This is a genomic window from Microbacterium sp. Soil_C_42, assembly GCF_057656735.1.
Genome location: NZ_JBDGJU010000019.1, coordinates 40771 through 62601, shown reverse-complemented (window position 1 = coordinate 62601; position 21831 = coordinate 40771). Strand labels below are relative to the sequence as shown.

Below are 21831 nucleotides of genomic sequence, written 5' to 3'. Positions count from 1 at the left end.
CTGTGTCGGGGGCTGACGACGTCGTCGCCGGCGAACCGTCGGGGAATGGTTGCCGGATGCTGCACGATCATATACGATTTCGAATACGACGCAACAGGTCGCTTCGAGTAAGGGAGCTCATGGACGAGATCAAGGTCCCCACGCCTTCTCCACACGCCGCTGGCGCGTCGCGCGGAGCCTCCGGGCGCGTGGGCCCAACCGCAGACCGCCGTTTCGCGGCGCTTCCCGGCCGCCCGGGCAAGATCATCGCCATCCACCTCAGCTACGCGTCGCGTGCGGATCAGCGCGGGCGGCGGCCGCAGCATCCGTCGTACTTCTTCAAGCCGTCGAGTTCGGTCGCGGCGTCGGGTGACACCATCGAGCGCCCGGAAGGCACCGAGCTGCTCGCGTTCGAGGGCGAGATCGCGCTCGTGATCGGCGCCCCGGCCCGCCGCGTCGGACTCGCCGACGCGTGGGACCACGTCGCGTGGGTGACGGCCGCCAACGACTTCGGGCTCTATGACCTGCGCTCGAGCGACAAGGGCTCGAACGTGCGCTCGAAGGGCGGCGACGGCTACACGCCCGTCGGTCCGGCGCTCATCGACGCGCGCGCCATCGACCCCGCGGCGCTGCGCGTGCGCACGTGGCTCAACGGCGCGATCGCGCAGGACGACACGGCCGCGGGCATGATCTTCCCGCTCGCTCAGCTCGTGGCCGACCTGTCGCAGCACTTCACGCTCGAGACCGGCGACGTGATCCTCACCGGCACGCCCGCCGGCTCATCGGTCGCGAAGCCCGGCGATGTCGTCGAGGTCGAGGTCGACGTTCCGGGCGGCCCGTCGTCGGGACGACTCGTGACGACGGTGGTGCAGGGCTCGGCCCCCTTCGACGCCGAGCTCGGCTCGCTGCCCGCGGTCGACGACCTGCAGCGCGCGGAAGCGTGGGGCTCGCGCGAGGCGGCCGGGCTGCCCGCGATCGACGCCGCGACCCCGGCCCTCTCCCCCGAGCTGCGCGCCAAGCTCGAGGCGGTGCCCGTGGCGGGCCTGTCGGCCCAGCTGCGCAAACGCGGGCTGAACAACGTGCACGTCGACGGCGTGCGGCCGCTGCACTCTGCGTCATCGCCGGGGAGGGAGGCGAAGCTCGTGGGCACGGCTCGCACGCTGCGCTTCGTACCCAACCGCGAGGATCTCTTCGCGTCCCACGGCGGCGGCTACAACGCGCAGAAGCGCGTATTCGACGCCGTCGGCGACGGCGAGGTCGTCGTGATCGAGGCGCGCGGCGAGGAGGGCTCGGGCACGCTCGGCGACATCCTCGCGATCCGTGCGCACGCCCGCGGCGCCGCCGGCATCGTCACCGACGGCGGAGTGCGGGATGCCGCGGCCGTCGCCGCCGTCGGCATCCCGGTGTACTCGTCCGGCGCGCACCCCGCGGTGCTGGGCCGCAAGCACGTGCCGTGGGACGCCGATGTGACGATCGCGTGCGGTGGCACCACCGTCCAGCCCGGCGACATCATCGTCGGCGACGCCGACGGGGTGGTCGTGATCCCGCCGGGGATCGCCGAGGAGGTCGTTGACGCCGCGCTCGCCCAGGAGGACGAGGACGCCTGGATCGCCGACCGCGCCGCGGAGGGGCATCCCCTCGACGGGCTCTTCCCGATGAACGCCGAATGGCGCGCGAAGTACGCCCTTCGACAAGCTCAGGGACCGGAGAACGAGGAAGGCCGCGCATGAGCCCGACCGAAGCCGACACGCTCAGCAAGTCGCAGCAGGCGTACCGCTGGATCAAGGAGCGCATCGCGAACCAGGAGTTCACGCCGGGCTACCGCCTGGTGCTGGGCAGCATCGCCGGCGAGCTCGACATGAGCGTCGTGCCGGTGCGCGAGGCGATCCGCCAGCTCGAGGCGGAGGGGCTCGTCACGTTCGAGCGCAATGTCGGTGCGCGGGTGTCGATGGTCGACGACTCGCAGTACCGGTACAGCATGCAGGCGCTGTCGATCCTCGAGGGCGCCGCCACCGCGCTGGCAGCGCGCCGGCTCACCGCTGACGACGTCCGCAACGCCCGCCGCATCAACGAGCTCATGATCGAGACGCTCGAGCACTTCGACCCGCGGGCGTTCACCGCGCTGAACCAGGAGTTCCACGCGGCGCTGTTCGAGAAGTGCGCGAACCCGCGCATGCTCGACCTCGTGCACGCCGAGTGGGCGCGTCTCGGCCACCTGCGCGACTCGACGTTCAGCTTCGTGCCCGGCCGCGCGCAGGAATCGGTGCGCGAGCACGAGAACATCCTCGTGCTCATCGAGACCGGCGCCCCGCTCGGTGAGATCGAGAAGGCAGCCCGGCGCCACCGGTCGGCGACCCTCGACGCGTACATGATCCACGAGCACCCCGACGAAGCCCTGGGCCTTCCCGCGTTCTGATCCACGGATGCCGGGCGCCCCGGCATCCGTCCCCACGACCTCCGACGAAGGAGCAGCAATGACCGACACACAGACTGTCCTCGCGACGCGGCATGTGCCCGAGGGCCTGCCGAGCCGCATCCAGCACTACATCGACGGCGCGTTCGTCGACTCGGCCGACGGCGACACGTTCGACGTGCTCGACCCGGTGACGAACGAGACCTACGTGCAGGCCGCGGCCGGCAAGAAGGCCGACATCGACCGTGCCGTGGCCGCCGCGCGGCGCGCGTTCACCGAGGGACCGTGGCCGCGGATGCTGCCGCGCGAGCGCTCGCGCGTGCTGCACCGCATCGCCGACATCGTCGAATCCCGCGACGCGCGGCTCGCGGAGCTCGAGTCGTTCGACTCTGGCCTGCCGATCACGCAGGCGCTGGGCCAGGCCCGGCGGGCGGCCGAGAACTTCCGGTTCTTCGCCGATCTGATCGTGGCGCAGGCCGACGACGCCTACAAGGTGCCGGGCCGCCAGATGAACTACGTCAACCGCAAGCCGATCGGCGTGGCGGGGCTCATCACCCCGTGGAACACGCCGTTCATGCTCGAGTCGTGGAAGCTCGGCCCGGCGCTCGCCACCGGCAACACGGTGGTGCTCAAGCCCGCCGAGTTCACGCCGCTGTCGGCATCGCTCTGGGCCGGCATCTTCGAGGAGGCGGGCCTGCCGAAGGGCGTGTTCAACCTCGTCAACGGACTCGGTGAGGATGCCGGGGACGCGCTGGTGAAGCATCCCGACGTGCCGCTCATCTCCTTCACCGGCGAGAGCCGCACCGGGCAGCTCATCTTCGGCAACGCGGCGCCCTTCCTCAAGGGCCTGTCGATGGAGCTCGGCGGCAAGTCCCCCGCGGTCGTGTTCGCCGACGCCGACCTCGACGCCGCGATCGACGCCACCATCTTCGGCGTCTTCTCGCTCAACGGCGAGCGCTGCACCGCGGGCTCGCGCATCCTCGTGGAGCGCCCGGTCTACGACGAGTTCGTGAAGCGCTACGCCGCGCAGGCCGACCGCGTCGTCGTCGGCTACCCGCACGATCCGAAGACCGAGGTCGGGGCGCTCGTGCACCCCGAGCACTACGACAAGGTCGTCTCGTACATCGAGATCGGCAAGTCCGAGGCACGCCTGGTCGCCGGCGGCGACCGCCCCGAGGGGTTCGAGACGGGCAACTTCGTGCGTCCGACCGTGTTCGCCGACGTGGCGCCGGACGCCCGGATCTTCCAGGAGGAGATCTTCGGCCCGGTCGTCGCGATCACCCCGTTCGACACCGACGAGGAAGCGCTCGAGCTCGCCAACGGCGTGCGCTACGGGCTCGCCGCGTACGTGTGGACCAACGACCTCAAGCGCGCGCACAACTTCTCGCAGGCGATCGAGGCCGGGATGGTCTGGCTGAACTCGAACAACGTGCGCGACCTCCGCACCCCCTTCGGCGGCGTCAAGGCCTCGGGCCTCGGTCACGAGGGCGGCTACCGCTCCATCGACTTCTACACCGACCAGCAGGCCGTGCACATCACGCTCGGCCCCGCCCACAACCCCACCTTCGGAAAGGCGGATGCCGCCGCCCACTGAGGGCCGCAGCATCCATCCCCGAACTCCCACGCAAGGACGCGACATGACCCACCGTGACCAGATGACCCGCACCTCCTCCGGCTTCTACGTGAGCCAGGAGGCGCCGATCCTCTCCGACAACCCGATCCCCACCCCCTCCGTGCCGGCGCCCGACATCCTGCGCTGCGCATACATGGAGCTCGTCGTCACCGACCTGCTCGCGTCGCGCGAGTTCTACGTCGACGTGCTCGGCCTGTACGTGACCGAGGAGGACGAGAACACGATCTACCTCCGGTCCACGGAGGAGTTCATCCACCACAACCTCGTGCTGCGCCAGGGACCGGTGGCCGCGGTCGCCGCGTTCTCGTACCGCGTCCGGTCGGCGGAGGATCTCGACAAGGCCGTCGCGTTCTACGAGGAGCTCGGCTGCCGCATCGAGCGCCGCCCCGACGGCTTCACCAAGGGCATCGGCGACTCGGTGCGCGTGACCGACCCGCTCGGGTTCCCGTACGAGTTCTTCCACGCCACCGAGCACGTCGAGCGCCTGTCGTGGCGCTACGACCTGCACACCCCCGGTGAGCTGGTGCGTCTGGACCACTTCAACCAGGTGACCCCCGACGTCCCGCGCGCCGTGAACTTCATGCAGTCCCTCGGCTTCCGCGTCACCGAGGACATCCAGGACGAGGAGGGCACCGTCTACGCCGCGTGGATGCGCCGCAAGCCCACCGTGCACGACACCGCGATGACCGGCGGCGACGGTCCCCGCATGCACCACGTCGCGTTCGCGACGCACGAGAAGCACAACATCCTCGCGATCTGCGACAAGCTCGGGGCGCTCCGCCGCTCCGACGCGATCGAGCGCGGCCCGGGCCGCCACGGCGTCTCGAACGCGTTCTACCTCTACCTTCGCGACCCCGACGGACACCGCGTCGAGATCTACACGCAGGACTACTACACCGGCGACCCCGACAACCCCGTCGTCACCTGGGACGTCCACGACAACCAGCGCCGCGACTGGTGGGGCAACCCCGTCGTGCCGTCGTGGTACACCGAGGCCTCGCTCGTGCTCGACCTCGACGGCAACCCCCAGCCCGTCGTCGCCCGCACCGACTCGTCCGAGATGGCCGTGACCATCGGCGCCGACGGCTTCTCGTACACCCGCCCCGACGAGGACTCGATGCCCGAGTACAAGCAGGGCGAGTACAAGCTCGGCCACCAGCTGTAAGGAGAGTCGGATGCTGCACCCCGACGACATCGCCGCCATCGCGGCCGAGCTGGCCGAGGCCGACCGCACGCACTCGGTCATCCCGCGGATCACGGCGCGATACCCCGACGCGACGGTCGAGGACTCGTACGCGATCCAGGGCGTGTGGCGCGACCAGAACATCGCCGCCGGGCGCACGCTCGTCGGCCGCAAGATCGGGCTCACGTCGAAGGCGATGCAGCAGGCGACGGGCATTTCCGAGCCCGACTACGGGGTGATGTTCGACGACACCGTGTACCGCTCCGGCGCGGAGATCCCCGTCGAGGAGTTCTCGAACGTGCGCATCGAGGTCGAGCTCGCGTTCGTGCTGAGCACCCCGCTCGAGGGCCCCGACTGCACCCTCGCGGACGCCCTCGCGGCGATCGACTACGCCGTGCCCGCGCTGGAGGTGCTGAACTCGCACATCGAGCTCGAGGGCCGCACCATCGTCGACACGATCTCCGACAACGCCGCGTACGGCGCGATGGTGCTCGGCGACGTGCACAAGCGCCCCGATGAGATCGACCTGCGCTGGGTGCCCGGCGTCCTCAGCCGCAACGGCGAGATCGAGGAGACCGGCGTCGCCGCGGGCGTGCTCGGCCACCCCGCGACCGGCGTCGCGTGGCTCGCGAACAAGTTCCACCAGCACGGCGCGCGACTCGAGGCGGGCGAGATCATCCTCGCCGGCTCGTTCACACGCCCCATGTGGGTGTCGCGGGGCGATACCGTCAGGTGCGACTACGGACCCATGGGAGTGATCGAATGCCGCTTCGTCTGAGCCCGACTTTCCGCGACGACCTCGCGCACGCCGACCGCCCGCTCGCGGGTATGTGGGTGTGCACGGGCTCACCGCTCGTGGCCGAGATCTGCGCCGGCTCCGGCCTGGACTGGCTGCTCATCGACATGGAGCACTCCCCCAACGGCCTCGAGTCGGTGCTGGCTCAACTGCAGGCCGTCGCCGCCTACCCGATCACCCCCGTGGTGCGCGTGCCGATCGGCGATGCCGTGACCATCAAGCAGGTGCTCGACCTCGGAGCCCAGAACCTGCTCGTGCCGATGGTGTCGTCGAAGACGGATGCCGAGGCCGCCGTCGCCGCCGTGCGCTATCCCCCGCACGGCACGCGTGGCGTGGGCTCCGCGCTCGCACGGTCGGCCCGGTGGAACCGCGTCGACGACTACCTCCAGGACGCCGGCACGCACGTCTCGCTGTTCGTCCAGATCGAGACGACGGCGGGTGTCGAGGCGGCCGCCGAGATCGCCGCGGTCGACGGCGTGGACGGCGTCTTCGTGGGTCCCAGTGACCTCGCCGCCTCGATGGGCGTGCTCGGTCAGCAGACCCACCCCGACGTCGTCGCCGCCGCCCGCCGCACCTTCGACGCCGTCCGCGCGGCCGGCAAGCCGGTCGGCGTCAACGCCTTCGACCCGGCCACCGCCCACGCCTACTTCGAGGCAGGCGCGTCGTTCGTCCTCGTCGGCGCCGACGTCGCGCTCCTGGCGCGCGGCTCCGAAGCCCTCGCCGCCCGGTACGTCCCCACCGACGCCTCCGGCGAGCGCGCCTCGTACTGAGCGACGACGAGTCCGCCCATTCGTGACACGCTGGGCACATGCAGCGTGATGTCGCGAGCCGGATCGTCCTGAATGTCACTGAGACCGCCGACCTGATCTTCGCGGTCGCGGTGTCGGGCCACTACACGCCGGACCACGAGGAGTTCCGGGCGACCCTCGACGGCGCGGCCGTCCCGTCGCACGAGCTCTCCGACGCGCACGGCACCAGGCTCCACCGGCTGACCAGCGCGCCGGGCGAACTCGTCGTCGAGTACCGCGCCCGCGTGCTCGGCGCGGGCGACACCGCGGTCGCCGAAGAGTCCGATCTGCTCACCTACACCCGCCCGAGCCGCTACGCCGAATCGGACGCGCTCGCCCCGACCGCCGCCGCGGAGTTCGCGGGCATCGAGGATCCTGGGGCGCTCCTGACCGCCGTCTCGTCGTGGGTGGGTACGCGCCTGCGGTACGTCCCGGGCGCCTCGCTTCCCACCGACGGCGCGGTCCGCACGCTGCTCGCCCGTCGGGGCGTGTGCCGGGACTACGCGCACCTGTGCGTGGCGCTGCTGCGGGCCCTCGGCATCCCGTCCCGTGTCGTCGCCGTGTATGCGCCGGGACTCGATCCGATGGACTTCCACGCCGTCGCCGAGGCGTGGATCGACGACGCCTGGCGGGTGGTCGATGCGACCGCGCTCGCGCCGCGCCAGACGCTGGTGCGCATCGCCACGGGTCGCGACGCCGCCGACACCGCCTTCCTCACCGTCGCCCGCGGTCGCGCTGACCTCGCCGAGATGTCGGTCATCACGACGGCGGATGCCCTTCCGGCCGACGACATCGACGAACAGGTCTCGATCGCATAGGAGTCCGCGACCCGGCCGGGGACGTGGCACAGTGAATCCATGAAGAAGTGGGTCGTGCGGTTCGCGTCGCTGCTGGTGTTCAACATCGTCGTCCTGCTGATCGTCGGCTGGCTCACTCCCGCGCGCGTCGGCTGGGCCGCACTGTGGGCGGGCATCGTGCTGACCGCGCTCGTCATCTGGATCAAGCCGCTGGTCGAGAAGTGGTTCCGCTCGATGGCGGCGAAGTCCGCGAACCAGCGCACCAGGGCCGGCGAGAAGCTCGTCGAGTTCCTGCTCGCCTTCGCCGTCGCATTCCTGGTCTGGATCGTCACCGTGGTCTTCACGGGGGTCTCCATCGGCGGCGGCATCTTCGGCGCGTTCTGGGGCTGGGTCATCCCGCCGGTGATCCTCCTCATCGGGTGGGCGATCTACGGCGCCATCGACGACAAGGTCGAGACCCATGCCGGCACGCTCTACGACAAGGCGACCGGTTCGAAGGCCGGATCGTCGGATGCCGCGGCCCCGCCGATCCCGTCCTCCGAGGCATCCGCGGGCCGTCGCGAACGGAACGACGGGCTCACCGACGAGCAGCGACGCATGCTCGACGAACTCGGCAAGGGCTGAGTGCGCCCGACCTGTCGATCGGGCGGGCGCCGACCGTGATCACGCCCTCGGCCCGCTCGGCCAGGGCGTGGGGCCGCAGCATCCGTCTTCCGCACTCCGCTCTCCGAATCGGCATCCGCTGCCGTTCGGAACGGCCGCAGATGCCGATTCGGGCAGCGCGAGCGCAATCGGCCGTGCGGGAACAGCCGCGGATGCCGAATCGGGCAGCGCGAGAATGGTGCGAAACGGATGCTGCGCCCCCCGGCTCCCCCGCATCAGAGGTGTAACAAACCGACCCGCGCGGACCGTTCGGCCCGTCGCCTCGTCAAAATGGAGGGATCCGCGCAGCGACAGCACGCACGCGCGGACACCCGACTCCTGGAGGCACCCATGTCGCGCAGCATCCGTCTCGTCCGCATCGCCGCCGCAGGCATCGCCGTCGCGGCCCTCGCCCTGACGGGCTGCGCCTCGGGTTCCGCGCCGGCCGGCAGCGAGTCGGCTGCCGAGGACGCGGGCTACCTCACCCCCGGCAAGCTCACCATCGCGACGGGCGAGACGGCGTATGAGCCGTACGTGATCGACGACGACCCGGCGTCGGGTGAGGGGTTCGAGGCGGCGGTCGCGTACGCCGTCGCCGAGGAGCTGGGCTTCGCCGCCGAGGACGTCGAGTGGGTGCGGACCAGCTTCGAGTCGGCGATCGCGCCCGGACCCAAGAGCTTCGACTTCAACATCCAGCAGTACACGATCACCGACGAGCGCAAGCAGGCCGTGGACTTCTCGTCGCCCTACTACGAGGCCAGCCAGTCGGTGGTCGCGCTCAAGGGCGGTGCCGCCGAGGGCGTGACCGATATCGCGGGCCTCAAGGATCTGGTGCTCGGTGCGATGTCGGGATCCACGAGCGCCACGACGATCGAGCAGGCCATCGCTCCCACCGCCACGCCGCAGCTCTACAGCTCCAACGAAGACGCGGTCGCCGCGCTCAAGGCCGGCCAGATCGATGCCCTCGTGCTCGACACCCCGACCGCCTACACCGCGGTGAACTTCTACATCGACGATTCCTTCACCGTCGGCGAGCTCCCGGCCGCGGGGGTTCCCGACCAGTGGGGCCTGCTGCTGGCGAAGGACTCCCCGCTGACCGCGGACGTCACCGCGGCCGTCGACGCGCTGCGCGAGGACGGAACGCTCGACGCCCTCGAGGAGGAATGGCTCGCCGTCCTCAGCGAAGGCGTGCCTCAGCTGCAGTGACCGTGTCCGCTACGTTCGTTCGGTGACCCCGCACCAGCCCAGCGCGCTCGAGCTCGACCGTCGCGCCTACCGGCACCGCCGCTCGCGGCGGTCCGTCCTGATCGCGATCGCGTCCTCGCTCGCGTTCGCGGCGATCGTCTGGGTGACGGTCATCAACACCGAGGGCTGGTCGAAGGTCCAGCAGTCGTTCTTCAACCTCGACGTCGCGATCCAGGCGCTGCCGAAGGTGTGGGACGGCTTCCTGATCAACCTGCAGGTCCTCGCCTACTCTGTCGTGACCGTCGCCGTCGTGGCACTCGTGATCGCCGTGCTGCGCACCCTCCGCGGGCCGGTCTTCTTCCCGGCACGCGTGCTCGCGGCCGGCTACACCGACCTCTTCCGCGGACTGCCGTTCATCATCGTGCTGTACCTCATCGGCTTCGGTCTGCCGACCATCACGAACACGCGGATGCCCGTCGTGCTGCTCGGCGTGATCGCGGTGACGCTCACCTACTCCGCGTACGTCGCCGAGGTGATCCGCGCCGGCATCGAAGCCGTCCACCCGTCGCAGCGCCTTGCCGCGCGGGCGCTCGGCCTCGGCTACGTGCAGTCGCTGCGCCGCGTCGTGCTGCCCCAGGCCTTCCGCAAGATCACGCCGCCCCTCATGAACGACTTCATCTCCATGCAGAAGGACGTCGGGCTGATCTCCATCCTGGGCGCGGTCGACGCCATCGCCGCGGCGAGATCCGTCGCCTCGCTCACCTACAACTTCACGCCGTACGTCGTGGCCGGCGTGCTGTTCATCCTGCTCGCGATCCCCACCATCCGGCTCACCGACTGGTACACCGCGCGACTGCGCGAGCGCGAGCAGGCGGGGGCGATCCTGTGACCGCCCTGCTGCGGGCAACCGGCATCCACAAGTCCTTCGGCGAGCGCGAAGTGCTCCGCGGCGTCGACCTCGAACTGGCGACCCACGAAGTGGTCGCGCTCATCGGCGCGAGCGGATCGGGAAAGTCGACGCTGCTGCGATGCCTGAACCTCCTCGAACCCATCGACGACGGGCAGATCTTCCTCGACGACGAGGACATCTCCGACCCCCGCGTCGACGCGAACCGCGTCCGCTCGCGGTTCGGTGCCGTGTTCCAGAGCTACAACCTGTTCCCGCATCTCACCGTGCTCGACAACGTCACGCTGGCCTCGCGCGTCGTGCACCGCACTCCGCGGCGTGCGGCCGAGGCTCGCGCGCTCGAACTGCTCGGCCGCATCGGGCTCGCCGATCTGGCGCACGAGCACCCCGACCGCCTCTCGGGCGGCCAGCAGCAGCGTGCCGCGATCGTGCGGGCCATCGCGACCGACCCCGAGGTGCTGTTCCTCGACGAGATCACGTCGGCGCTCGATCCCGAACTCGTGGGCGAGGTGCTCGAGCTCGTGCGGCAGCTCGCCGCCGACGGCGCCACGATCCTCATGGCGACGCACGAGATGGCGTTCGCGCGGGATGTCGCCCACCGCGTGGTGTTCCTCGACGCGGGCACGATCGTCGAGCAGGGGCCTCCTTCCGAGGTGCTGGCGGCTCCTCGTGAACCGCGCACCCGGGAGTTCCTCGCCCGCTTCACCGCCTGAGTGAGGCAAGGCCGCTGTCCAGATCGCGTGATCTCACCGAGCGCACCCGTTATGCGCGCGTACAACGCATGGCCTCGGCGAGATCACGCGATGTGAACGCGGCGGAGTGAGTCAACTTGTTGACTTAAGGTTAGTCAACTGGTTTACTTCAGATGTGTCCGAGCGCCTGACCTTCACCCTCCACGAGCTCATCGCCGAGCTCGACGCCTTCGCCGACGCCGCCCTGCAGGCCGGGTGGGGCGTGACGTTCAACCACTTCCAGTTCCTGGCCGTGCTCTACGACCACGAGCCGGTCGACATGACGACGCTCGCCCGCTGCCTCGGCGTCACCAAGGCCGCCGTGAGCAAGCGCGTGCCCGCGCTCGTCGAGGACGGGTGGATCACCGCCGCATCCCAGCCCGGCGCGGGCCGCAGCATCCTGCTCACGCTCACCGACAAGGGCACCGCCCTCGTGCGCGATGCCGGCGAGGTGCTCGAGCGGGAGTTCGCCGCAATGCTGACCCACCCCTCGCTCGCGGGCGACCCCATCGACGCCTCGCGCATGAACGCCCAGCTCGTCGCCCTCACCGCTTTCATCCAGCAACAGCCGGCCCCCGGCCCGGGTGCCGTCCACCACCCTCAGGAGACCCACGCATGAACGCTCCCCGCATCCTCGTGATCGTCGGCACGCCCTTCGCCGGCAGTCTCAACCACTCCCTCGCACAGTCGTACGCCGACGCCGCCCGCGCCGGGGGCGCCGAAGTGCGCGTCGTCGACCTTGCGAACGACACGGTGCCGCAGCATCCGTCCGTCCGCGACGAAGTGCGCCTGCCGCGCACCGATGCCGACGTGCCGCTCACCCCCGAGGTCGCCGCTTACATCGCCGATGTCGACTGGGCCGACCACCTGGTGTTCTTCTTCCCGCAGTGGTGGGGCTCGGTTCCCGGGGCGCTCAAGACGTGGATCGACCGCGTGTTCGTGCGCGGATTCGCCTACCGCTACCGTCCGACCGGGCGGCTGTGGGACAAGCTGCTCACCGGGCGCAGCGCGCGCATCGTGATGACGATGGACTCCCCCACGTTCTGGAACGCGTGGGTGTACCGCGACGCCCCGATCCGGTCGCTGCGCAACGCCACGCTGGAGTACTGCGGCATCAAGGTCCGCGGCGTCACTCGGCTGGCGCAGGTGCGGCACAGCACCGAGGCCGATCGCGAGCGCTGGGTCCGCGGGATGGCCTCGTTCGGAGCGACGGATGCCGAGTCCGTGCGTCCGCGCGAACGGTCCGAGCTCGTCGCGGCTACTGGTCGTTGAGCGAGCGCTCCGCCGCCTCGACGACGTTCGTCATGAGCAGCGCCACGGTCATCGGACCGACCCCTCCGGGGTTGGGCGAGAGGTAGCCGGCGACCTCGGCGACGTCCGGGGCGACGTCGCCGTACACGCGCGACTTCCCGGTCTCGGGGTCGTCCTCGCGCGTGACGCCGACGTCGAGGACGGCGGCGCCGGGCTTGACGTCCTCAGCACGGACGATGTGCTTCACGCCCGCGGCGGCCACGATCACGTCGGCCTGGCGCAGGTGGTGCGACAGGTCGGCCGTGCCGGTGTGCGTCAGGGTCACGGTCGCGTTGATCTCGCGGCGAGTGAGCAGCAGACCGATCGAGCGGCCGATGGTCACGCCACGGCCGACGACGACCACGTCCTTGCCCTTGAGATCGAAGTCGTTGCGCAGCAGCAGCTCGATGACGCCGCGCGGCGTGCACGGCAGCGGCGTGGTGATCGGCGAGTTGACGTTGAGCACCAGACGGCCGAGGTTGGTCGGGTGCAGGCCGTCGGCGTCCTTCGCGGGGTCGATGCGCTCGAGGATCGCGTCGGTGTCGAGGTGCTTCGGCAGCGGCAGCTGCACGATGTAGCCGTGGCACTCCGGGTCGGCGTTGAGCTCGTCGATGAGCGCCTCGACCTCGGCCTGGGTGGCGTCAGCGGACAGCTCGCGCTGGATCGAGTTCATGCCGATCGCCTCGGACTCGCGGTGCTTCATCCCGACGTACAGCTGCGAGGCCGGGTCGGCGCCGACGAGCACCGTCGCGATGCCGGGCGTGACGCCGCGGTCCTTAAGTGCCGCCACGCGCTCGCGCAGCTCGTCCTTGATCTGGGCCGCGGCCGCGCGCCCGTCGAGCTTCTGTGCGGTCATCCTTGGTCTCCTCGTGTTTCGTGCGCTACGTACCCGGCCCCTCGCCTGCCGCCCCGCCCGTCGGCGAGAGTGCAGCTGGTGGACGAGAGGTGGGGAACCACCCACCCTCTCGGCGATCAGCTGCACTCTCGCGGATCGTGGTCGAGGAGGAGGGGGGGACGGATGCCGCGGCCCGGCGTCGGGCCGCGGCATCCGTGTCGACAGTGGTACCAGACGGTGCCGCCGTGCTGCGGCGGCACTCCCACTCAGTGGCGGAAGCCGGGGTACAGCGGGAAGGCGGCCGTCAGGGCCGCCACGCGCAGGCGCAGCTCCTCGAGGTCGGCACCGGGCTGCAGCGCGAGCGCGATGACGTCGGCGACCTCGGTGAACTCGGCGTCGCCGAAGCCGCGGGTCGCGAGCGCCGGCGTGCCGATGCGCAGACCCGACGTGACCATCGGCGGGCGGGGGTCGTTGGGCACCGCGTTGCGGTTCACCGTGATGTGGATCTCGTGCAGGAGGTCCTCCGCCTGCTTGCCGTCGATCTGAGCGTTCCGGAGATCGACGAGCACGAGGTGCACGTCGGTGCCGCCCGAGCGGACGGCGATGCCGGCATCCTTCACGTCCTGCTGCGAGAGGCGCTCGGCGATGATGTGGGCACCCCGCAGCACGCGCTCCTGGCGCTCCTTGAACTCGGGGGTGGCCGCGAGCTTGAACGCCGTCGCCTTCGCCGCGATCACGTGCATGAGCGGGCCGCCCTGCTGGCCCGGGAAGACCGCCGTGTTGATCTTCTTCGCGATGTCGGGGTCGTTGGTGAGGATGAAGCCCGAGCGGGGGCCGCCGATCGTCTTGTGCACGGTCGACGACACGACGTGCGCATGCGGGACCGGGTTCGGGTGCAGACCCGCCGCGACGAGACCGGCGAAGTGCGCCATGTCGACCCACAGCGTCGCCCCGACCTCGTCGGCGATCGCGCGGAAGGCGGCGAAGTCGAGCTGACGGGGGTAGGCCGACCAGCCGGCGATGATGACCTTGGGCTTGTGCTCGACCGCGAGGCGGCGCACCTCGTCCATGTCGATGGTCGAGGTCTCGGGGTCGACGCCGTACGCGACGATGTTGTACAGCCGGCCCGAGAAGTTGATCTTCATGCCGTGCGTGAGGTGGCCGCCCTGGTCGAGCGAGAGACCGAGCAGCGTGTCGCCGGGACGGGCGATCGCGTGGAGAACTGCCGCGTTGGCGGTGGCGCCCGAGTGCGGCTGCACGTTCGCGAACCCGGCGCCGAACAGCGACTTCGCGCGGTGGATCGCGAGCTCCTCGGCGACGTCGACCTCTTCGCAGCCGCCGTAGTAGCGGCGGCCCGGGTAGCCCTCGGCGTACTTGTTGGTCAGCACCGAACCCTGCGACTGCAGCACCGAGACGGGCACGAAGTTCTCGGAGGCGATCATCTCGAGGTAACCGCGCTGGCGGTCGAGCTCGCGGTCGAGCACCTGGGCGATCTCGGGGTCGACCTCGGCGAGAGGGGCGTTGAAGAACTGATCGGTCATGCGATCTCCTTGACTGCGGCTTTCGGGGTGCGCGGCACGGGGTGCCGGGATTCACATCGGCCCAGGCGTGCGGTCGAATGCCGTAGTCGGTCGCTCCCCGGTGGTGTCCCACCTCAACGCCAGTCGCGACACACCGAGCATAACGGAACTGGAGCCGCTAGGCTGAGTCGATTCCCTTTTGTTAGGACTCTTTACATGAATCGTCGACGAGGACGGACCGCCGCGGCAGCCGTCCTCGCCGCTGCACTGCTGGCCGGCTGCACCCCGGTCGCACAGAATGGAGACACCGTGTCGCTTCCCGCCGTCGTCCCCGCCCCCGTCTCGATCGAGGCCGGCACCGGCGCGCCGTTCCGGCTCACCTCCGCCACGGCGGTGAACGCGGAAGCGGATGCTGCGGCCGCCCTGTCCGCGATCGTCGAGGCCCGCACCGGGCTGACCCTCGCGCGCGGCGACGGCGCAGGCATCGAGCTGCGGATCGACCCGTCGACGGGCTCCGGGTCCGAAGACCCGGCCGAGTCCTACCGGATCGTGGTGGACGAGGCATCCGTCTCCGTCACCGGCGCCGACGCGGGCGGACTCTTCTACGGCGTGCAGACGCTGGGTCAGCTCATCGCCCGCGACGGAGACGAATGGACCGTGCCCGCCGTCACCATCGAGGACGCCCCGCGCTTCGCCTATCGCGGTGTCATGCTCGATGTCGCCCGGCACTTCCATCCCGTCGAGACGGTCAAGGCGTACATCGACCACGCGGCGTCGCTCAAGTTCAACGCGCTCCACCTGCACCTCACCGACGACCAGGGCTGGCGCATCCAGCTCGACTCGCGGCCCGAGCTGACCGAGAAGGCGTCGGGCACCTCTGTCGGCGGCGACCCGGGCGGCTTCTACACGAAGGACGACTACCGCGCGATCGTCGAGTACGCGGCATCGCGTCACATGATCGTGGTCCCCGAGATCGACATGCCGGGCCACACGCACGCCGTCGGGCTCGCCTACCCCGAACTCGCCGAAGACCCCAGCGTCAGCGACCACATGCGCGAGACCATCCGCGACTACGGCGGCGACGAGCCGCGCGTCGGCGCGCCGTACGACGGCATGGCCGTCGGGTTCTCATCGCTGAAGATCCACGACGAGGCGACGTACGACTTCGTGGCCGACGTGCTCGGCGAGCTCGCGGCGATGACGCCGGGGCCGTACCTGCACTTCGGCGGCGACGAGTCGCTCTCGACGACCGACGAGGACTTCGCGGAGTTCGTGGCGCGCGCGAGCGAGATCATCGCCGACCTCGGCAAGACGCCCGTGGCGTGGCACGAGGCCGGTGCCGCGGCCGGCATCGCCGACATTACGGTCGGCCAGTACTGGGGCTTCCTCACGCCGCAGGAAGGCGCCGCCGAGAAGGCGACCGCGTTCGTCGACAACGGCGCGCAGCTGATCCTGTCCCCCGCCGACGCGATCTACCTCGACATGAAGTATCCGACCGGACCCGAGCTGGGCCTCACGTGGGCGAACGGCCCGACGAGCGTCGAGCGCGCGTACTCGTGGGAGCCGTCGGACGTGGTTCCGGGCGTCGACGACTCCGGCATCCTCGGCGTCGAGGCGCCGCTGTGGACCGAGACGATCCGCACGGCCGCCGACATCGACACGATGGCGTTCCCCCGCGCGGCCGCCGCCGCGGAGGCCGCCTGGTCGCCCGCGACCGGAGCGAGCGACCTGCGCACCTGGGCGTCGTTCCGCGAGCGGGTCGGCGCCCTCGGCCCGCTGTGGACCAGCATGGGCATCGGCTTCCACCCGTCCGAAGAGATCCCGTGGGTCACCGAGTGACCTCCGCCGAGTGATCCGGAGCACCGCATGAGCACCCTCGTCCACTCCGTCCGCCTGCTGGGCTCCGTCTCCGTCGACAGCGACCGCGCCGACGGGTGGGCGCTGTTCGAGGGCGGCCGCGTCGCGTCGGCCGGCGTCGGCGGCGATCTCCCGGCCGCCGACCAGGTCGTGGACGGCGGCGACGGATGCCTCGTCCCCGGCTTCATCGACATCCACGGGCACGGCGGCGCCGGCGCCGGCTTCGACGACGGGCCGGAGGCCGTGGCCACCGCGCGGGCCGTCCACCGCGCCCACGGCACGACGCGCGCGGTGCTCTCGCTCATCACCGCACCGATCGACGACCTCGCCGCGCGCGTGGCGATGGTCGCCGACCTCTGCGACGCCGATCCCACCGTCCTCGGCTCGCACCTCGAGGGCCCGTTCCTCGACCCCGGGCACAAGGGCGCGCACACCGAGTCGCTGCTGCGGGCGCCGGACGCGGCATCCGTCGACCGGCTGCTCGAGGCGGGACGCGGCACGATCCGCCAGGTCACGCTCGCCCCCGAGCGCCCGGGTGCCTTCGATGCGATCCGGCGCTTCGTCGACGCCGGAGTCGCGGTCGCGGTGGGCCACACGAACGCCGACGCCGACACGACGCGGCGCGCCTTCGACGCCGGCGCGACGCTGCTCACCCACGCGTTCAACGCGATGCCCGGCATCCATCACCGGGCCCCCGGTCCGGTGATCGCGGGCCTGCGCGACGAGCGCGTCACGCTCGAGATCATCGCCGACGGCGTGCACGTCGACCTGGAGCTCATCGCGACGCTGTTCGCCGTGGCCGGCGACCGCATCGCGCTCATCACCGACGCGATGGCCGCGGCGGGCTCGCAGGACGGCCGGTACGAGCTGGGCGGCCTCGCGGTGCGCGTCACCGACGGTGTCGCGCGGCTCGAGGAGGGCGGCGCGATCGCCGGCTCGACGCTCACGCAGGACGCCGCGCTGCGCCACGTGGTGGCCGCCGGCGTGCCCCTCGAGGTCGCCTCCCATGCCCTGAGCCGGCAGCCCGCGCATGCGATCCACCGCGGCGACCTCGGCACGCTCGACATCGGAGCGCCCGCGGACGCGGTGCTGCTCGACCACGCCCTCGCGGTGCGTCGCGTCTGGGTCGCGGGGCGCGACGCCTGAGCGCGTTCGCGCACGTGAAAGGCGGGGCCGAAGGTCCCTCCCCCGAGATCCCTCCGAGCCCCGCCTTGTCCGCGGGATTCCCGCGGGGGCGGCCGCCGTCGTGCCCCACACAAGGCGGCCTGCCACTCTGACGAAAGAGACGGCGCGACCCCCGATCTATTACGCGAGTTCTGGAAATTCGCCCGGACGGATGCTGCGCGGCCGAGTCGCAGCCCTGGTCAAATCCGGGAGCGGCGACGACAATGGAACGAGCCGCGGTCCGCACCCGGGATCGACGTCGTCGATGTGCGCCGCGGAACTGGGGGATCCATGGACCACGAGGAAGTGCGGGAGCTCGAGACGGAGGTCGTCACCGACGCCGACGCCGATCTCGTCCTGCGGACGAGATCGGGTGACACCGACGCGTTCGCGGAGCTCTGGCGGCGCCACTATCGCGCAGGCGTCACCGTCGCGCGCAACATGACCTCGAGCCTCGATGCCGACGACCTCGTGCAGGAGGCGTACACCCGCATCTACCACTCGATCGTCCACGGCGGCGGGCCGACCGGATCGTTCCGCGCCTACCTCTTCACCAGCATCCGCAACACCGCCGCAGCGTGGGGGCGCGCGCGCCGCGAGACCGCGTACGAGGAGCTCGACGGCGTCGAGGACCCCTCGGGCGCCGAGCACGAGAGCGAGGCCGCGCTCGACCGGGGCCTCACGCATCAGGCCTTCCGCAGCCTGCCGACGCGGTGGCAGGAGGTGCTCTGGTACTCCGAGATCGAGCGCATGAAGCCCGCCGAGATCGCGCCGCTGTTGGGCATGAAGCCGACGGCGGTCGCCCAGCTGACGTTCCGTGCGCGGGAAGGACTGCGCGAGGCGTGGATCCAGGCGCACCTGCGGTCCGCGGCCGACGGCTCGGACTGCCAGTGGACCATCGAGCGCCTCGGCGCGTACTCCCGCCTCAACCTCGGCCGCCGCGACCACGCGAAGCTCGAGCAGCATCTCGGCCGCTGCGTGCGCTGCTCGATCGTCGCGAGCGAAGCCAAGGAGGTCTCGAGCCGGCTGGCGCTCGTGCTGCTGCCCATCGCGCTGGGCGCTGTCGGCACGGCGGGCTACCTCGCGACGGTTCAGGGCGGCGGCACGTCACTCGTGGCGCTGGCTTCGATGCCGTCGAGCGTCGTGCAGAGCACGGTGACCATCGCGCCGGGCGGAGTCGTCGGCGCGGGAGCGACTGCGAGTGCAGGTGCCGGTGCGGCGGCGACGTCGGCCGGCGTGGGATCGGCGGGGGCGGTCGGCGCAGCAGGGGCGGCGACCGCCGTCGCTTCGTCGGCAGCGGTCTTCGGCACGTCGGCGGTCGCCGGCATCGGTGCGGCCTCCGGACTCGCCGCCGCCGGCCTCGTCGTCGTCAGCGGCGTGGTCGCCGCGGCCGTGATGCTGCCGGCCGGCGCCGGCCCCGAACCGGGGCCCACGCCCACGCCGGCGAACGAGGTCTCGGCCGAGAACGTGAACGCCCCGGCGATCCTGCCCGAGGAGACCGGTGACACCGCGCTCCAGCTTCCGGCTGAGCCCGGCCCCGGCCCGGCCGACGTGCCCGTCGTGTCCGACACCGCTTCCGGCAGCGGCGAGGCACAGGACGGCGACGCCACGGCGTCGGGGGGCGGCGAGGCCACCGACCAGACCGGCAGCGGCAACGCGCAGGGCGAGAACGGCAACGCACAGGGCCACAACGCCGGCGCCTCGGGCGGCAACGGCAGCGCCTCGGGCAGCAACGGCGGCATGCAGGGGAACCACGGCAACGGGTCGGGTGGCGGCAACGCGAACACCGGCAACGCCGCCAACGGGTCGGGTGGCGGCAACGCGAACACCGGCAACGCCGGCAACGCCGGCAACGGCACCGGCAACGGCACCGGCACCGGCGACGGCGCGTCGGGCAACAACGGGAGCACCGGCAACCCGGGCAACGGCACGCCGACGAACGGCGCGGGCAGCGGCAACGGCGGCACCACCGGAAACGGCGGCTCGACCGGGAACGGCGCTCCCGCCAACGGCACCGGGAACGGCAACGGCGACACCACCGGCGCCGGAACGACCAGGCGCAGCGTGAGCGTTCCGAACGGCCTCGGCCGCGGCGTCGTCGACCGCACGACGTCCGCGCCCGCCGCCGAGGCGCCCGCGGACGTCCCTGAGGCGGCCGACACCCTGCCCCCCGACACGGTGCCTGCCGGGGGCGGCAACTGACCCACCACGTTCCGCCTCGTCGCAGGGTGCTCGGCGACCAGCCCCCGAGCACCGGTGCCCGGGGGACGCGTCCAGGACGCCGCCGTAGACTGGAAGCCATGTCCGACATGCCGAACGTCACTCCCGCGCGCCCTGCCGAACCGGCACCCGGAACGCGCGCGCCCCTGACCGCCGGCAAGGTTGCGCCGCTGACGGCGATCGACGTGGTCGCCTTCGTGTGCGAGATCTTCGCGTTCGGCACCCTCGCGCTGTGGGGCTTCACGATGTGGCCGTTCCCGTGGAACATCGTCGCCGGCCTCGGGGCGCCCGTGATCGCGATCCTCCTCTGGGCCCTCTTCGTGTCGCCGCGCGCCGTGTTCGCGGTGCACCCCTTCGTCCGCGCCGTCGTCGAGCTCCTCGTCTACGTGTCGGCGACCGCCGCCTGGTGGTCGATGGGCAACGCGTGGATCGGCCTCGCGTTCGGCCTGGTCGCCGTGACCGCCGGCCTCATCGCCGGCCGGCGGCGCCTGTCGTGATCTCGGGCGCCGACGCGCTCGACCAGCTGCGCGCGGCACTCGGCGATCGCGTCGACATCTCCCCGGCATCGCTCGCCGCCGCGCGCGCCGACAAGTCCGGGCACGCCGCATCCGGTCTCCCCCTCGCCGTCGTGCACGCCCGTAGCGTCGACGATGTGCAGCAGACGCTCCGCATCGCCGGAAGCACCGGCACGCCCGTTGTCACCCGCGGGGCCGGCACCGGCCTCGCCGGCGGTGCCAATGCCGGAGACGGGGAGATCTCGCTGTCGGTGCGCGGCATGGATCGCATCCTCGAGGTGCGCCCCGACGACCTCCTCGCGATCGTCGAGCCGGGCATCCTCAACGCCGACCTCAATGCCGCGCTCCTCCCGTACGGCCTCTGGTGGGCGCCCGATCCCGCGAGCCGGGCGATCTCGACGGTCGGCGGCAACATCGCCACCGGCGCGGGCGGACTCCTCTGCGCGAAGTACGGAGTCGTGCGCGACGCGGTGCTCGGCGTCGACCTCGTCCTCGCGGACGGTCGGCTGCTCCACCTCGGTCACCGCACCGTCAAAGGCGTCACGGGCCTCGACCTGACGTCCCTGGTCATCGGGTCCGAGGGGACTCTCGGCGTCGTCGTCGGCGCGACCGTGAAGCTGCGACGGCTGGTGCCGGGCGAGGTCTGCACCATCGCCGCGACGTTCCCCGACGTGCGCACGGCGGCCGAGGCATCCTCCGCCGTCACCGCCTCCGGTGCGCAGCCGGCGATCATGGAGCTGATGGATGCCGCGTCCCTCGCCGCCGTGCATGCTCTCCTGGCGCTCGAGGCACCGACTCCGGGAGCGGCGCAGCTCACCATCCAGACCGACGGTCCGGCCGCGATCGCCGAAGCGGACGCCATCGCCGACGTGCTCCGTGGCGCCGGAGGCGCGGTGGTCGTCTCGCACGACCGCGAAGAGGGAGAGCGGCTGCTGGCGATCCGCCGGTCGATGCACCCCGCCATGGAGTCGCTCGGCACCGCCCTCATCGAGGACGTCTCGGTGCCCCGCAGCGCGCTGCCCGCGATGTTCGACGAGATCGCCCGCGTCGAGCGCGAGCACGGCGTCGTGATCCCGACGGTCGCCCACGCGGGCGACGGCAATCTGCACCCCAACTTCATCTTCGAGGCCGAGCCCGACGAATTCGGCGTCGTCGAGGCGCCGGATCACATCTGGGCGGCCGCTGACGACCTCTTCCGCGCGGCCCTGCGCCTGGGCGGCACGCTCACCGGCGAGCACGGCGTGGGCGTGCTCAAGCGCCGCTGGCTCGCCGACGAACTCGGCGAAGACCAGTGGGAGCTGCAACGTCAGATCACCCGCGTCTTCGATCCCCAGGGCATCCTCAACCCCGGCAAGGTCTTCGCGCGCTGAGCCGAC

General features: G+C 71.2%; 20 protein-coding genes and 1 riboswitch. Of the genes, 18 read left to right on the top strand and 2 right to left on the bottom strand.

The features are described 5' to 3' along the window. Positions 1 to 119 precede the first annotated feature (119 nt). The 13 genes from AC3A46_RS12485 (at position 120) to AC3A46_RS12425 (ending at position 12326) form a co-directional block, all read left to right on the top strand. A complete protein-coding gene (locus AC3A46_RS12485; protein ID WP_487665468.1) occupies positions 120 to 1709 on the top strand; it encodes a fumarylacetoacetate hydrolase family protein in 1590 nt (529 codons plus the stop codon). Next, the gene (locus tag AC3A46_RS12480) at positions 1706 to 2395 is read left to right on the top strand and encodes a GntR family transcriptional regulator (RefSeq protein ID WP_487665467.1); all 690 of its coding nucleotides are present in this window, start codon (positions 1706 to 1708) and stop codon (positions 2393 to 2395) included. Before AC3A46_RS12485 ends, AC3A46_RS12480 begins: the two co-directional genes overlap by 4 nt. Positions 2396 to 2453: 58 nt before the next feature. Further along, complete coding sequence (gene hpaE / locus AC3A46_RS12475) at positions 2454 to 3986, top strand: 5-carboxymethyl-2-hydroxymuconate semialdehyde dehydrogenase (protein ID WP_487665466.1); 1533 nt, start codon at positions 2454 to 2456, stop codon at positions 3984 to 3986. Positions 3987 to 4029: 43 nt separating this feature from the next. Further along, positions 4030 to 5190, top strand: coding sequence for a 3,4-dihydroxyphenylacetate 2,3-dioxygenase (gene hpaD / locus AC3A46_RS12470; RefSeq protein WP_056370728.1), 1161 nt, complete (start codon positions 4030 to 4032; stop codon positions 5188 to 5190). A gap of 10 nt (positions 5191 to 5200) precedes the next feature. Next, positions 5201 to 5986 carry a 2-keto-4-pentenoate hydratase gene (locus tag AC3A46_RS12465; RefSeq protein WP_487665465.1) on the top strand — a complete coding sequence of 262 codons (786 nt, stop codon included), beginning with the start codon at positions 5201 to 5203 and terminating at the stop codon, positions 5984 to 5986. Then, positions 5971 to 6774: an HpcH/HpaI aldolase family protein gene (locus tag AC3A46_RS12460; RefSeq protein ID WP_487665464.1), complete on the top strand. Its 804-nt coding sequence runs from the start codon at positions 5971 to 5973 to the stop codon at positions 6772 to 6774. The genes AC3A46_RS12465 and AC3A46_RS12460 overlap by 16 nt, the downstream gene beginning before the upstream one ends. Before the next feature lie 38 nt (positions 6775 to 6812). Then, the gene (locus AC3A46_RS12455) at positions 6813 to 7610 is read left to right on the top strand and encodes a transglutaminase-like domain-containing protein (RefSeq protein WP_487665463.1); all 798 of its coding nucleotides are present in this window, start codon (positions 6813 to 6815) and stop codon (positions 7608 to 7610) included. A gap of 39 nt (positions 7611 to 7649) precedes the next feature. Continuing rightward, positions 7650 to 8213, top strand: coding sequence for a hypothetical protein (locus tag AC3A46_RS12450; RefSeq protein WP_487665462.1), 564 nt, complete (start codon positions 7650 to 7652; stop codon positions 8211 to 8213). Positions 8214 to 8582: 369 nt separating this feature from the next. Beyond that, positions 8583 to 9437 (top strand): ABC transporter substrate-binding protein, encoded by an 855-nt coding sequence (locus AC3A46_RS12445; protein WP_487665461.1) that lies wholly within the window; start codon positions 8583 to 8585, stop codon positions 9435 to 9437. Between the two features lie 22 nt (positions 9438 to 9459). After that, positions 9460 to 10305, top strand: coding sequence for an amino acid ABC transporter permease (locus AC3A46_RS12440; RefSeq protein ID WP_056370745.1), 846 nt, complete (start codon positions 9460 to 9462; stop codon positions 10303 to 10305). After that, complete coding sequence (locus AC3A46_RS12435; protein WP_487665460.1) at positions 10302 to 11036, top strand: amino acid ABC transporter ATP-binding protein; 735 nt, start codon at positions 10302 to 10304, stop codon at positions 11034 to 11036. The genes AC3A46_RS12440 and AC3A46_RS12435 overlap by 4 nt, the downstream gene beginning before the upstream one ends. 154 nt (positions 11037 to 11190) lie before the next feature. Beyond that, positions 11191 to 11673 (top strand): MarR family winged helix-turn-helix transcriptional regulator, encoded by a 483-nt coding sequence (locus AC3A46_RS12430; RefSeq protein ID WP_487665459.1) that lies wholly within the window; start codon positions 11191 to 11193, stop codon positions 11671 to 11673. After that, positions 11670 to 12326 (top strand): NAD(P)H-dependent oxidoreductase, encoded by a 657-nt coding sequence (locus tag AC3A46_RS12425; RefSeq protein ID WP_487665458.1) that lies wholly within the window; start codon positions 11670 to 11672, stop codon positions 12324 to 12326. The genes AC3A46_RS12430 and AC3A46_RS12425 overlap by 4 nt, the downstream gene beginning before the upstream one ends. Here the strand turns inward: AC3A46_RS12425 and AC3A46_RS12420 are convergent. Together AC3A46_RS12420 and glyA are read right to left on the bottom strand one after the other, a co-directional pair. After that, complete coding sequence (locus tag AC3A46_RS12420; RefSeq protein WP_487665457.1) at positions 12313 to 13200, bottom strand: bifunctional methylenetetrahydrofolate dehydrogenase/methenyltetrahydrofolate cyclohydrolase; 888 nt, start codon at positions 13198 to 13200, stop codon at positions 12313 to 12315. The genes AC3A46_RS12425 and AC3A46_RS12420 overlap by 14 nt on opposite strands. A gap of 245 nt (positions 13201 to 13445) precedes the next feature. Further along, entirely contained in the window at positions 13446 to 14720 is a 1275-nt protein-coding gene (gene glyA / locus AC3A46_RS12415) for a serine hydroxymethyltransferase (protein ID WP_487665456.1), read from the bottom strand. A gap of 52 nt (positions 14721 to 14772) precedes the next feature. Then, positions 14773 to 14857, bottom strand: a riboswitch (ZMP/ZTP riboswitch). A 151-nt stretch (positions 14858 to 15008) separates the two neighbouring features. Between glyA and AC3A46_RS12410 the strand changes: the two genes are divergently transcribed. From AC3A46_RS12410 to AC3A46_RS12390, 5 genes are all read left to right on the top strand, one after another. Then, the gene (locus AC3A46_RS12410) at positions 15009 to 16538 is read left to right on the top strand and encodes a family 20 glycosylhydrolase (protein ID WP_487665483.1); all 1530 of its coding nucleotides are present in this window, start codon (positions 15009 to 15011) and stop codon (positions 16536 to 16538) included. 27 nt (positions 16539 to 16565) lie between these two features. Next, positions 16566 to 17702, top strand: a complete 1137-nt coding sequence (nagA, locus tag AC3A46_RS12405) for an N-acetylglucosamine-6-phosphate deacetylase (RefSeq protein WP_487665455.1) — start codon at positions 16566 to 16568, stop codon at positions 17700 to 17702. A 309-nt stretch (positions 17703 to 18011) separates the two neighbouring features. Then, entirely contained in the window at positions 18012 to 19922 is a 1911-nt protein-coding gene (locus AC3A46_RS12400; RefSeq protein WP_487665454.1) for an RNA polymerase sigma factor, read from the top strand. A 98-nt stretch (positions 19923 to 20020) separates the two neighbouring features. Further along, entirely contained in the window at positions 20021 to 20437 is a 417-nt protein-coding gene (locus tag AC3A46_RS12395) for a YrdB family protein (RefSeq protein WP_487665453.1), read from the top strand. Then, positions 20434 to 21825 (top strand): FAD-binding oxidoreductase, encoded by a 1392-nt coding sequence (locus tag AC3A46_RS12390; protein WP_487665452.1) that lies wholly within the window; start codon positions 20434 to 20436, stop codon positions 21823 to 21825. The genes AC3A46_RS12395 and AC3A46_RS12390 overlap by 4 nt, the downstream gene beginning before the upstream one ends. Positions 21826 to 21831 lie beyond the last annotated feature (6 nt).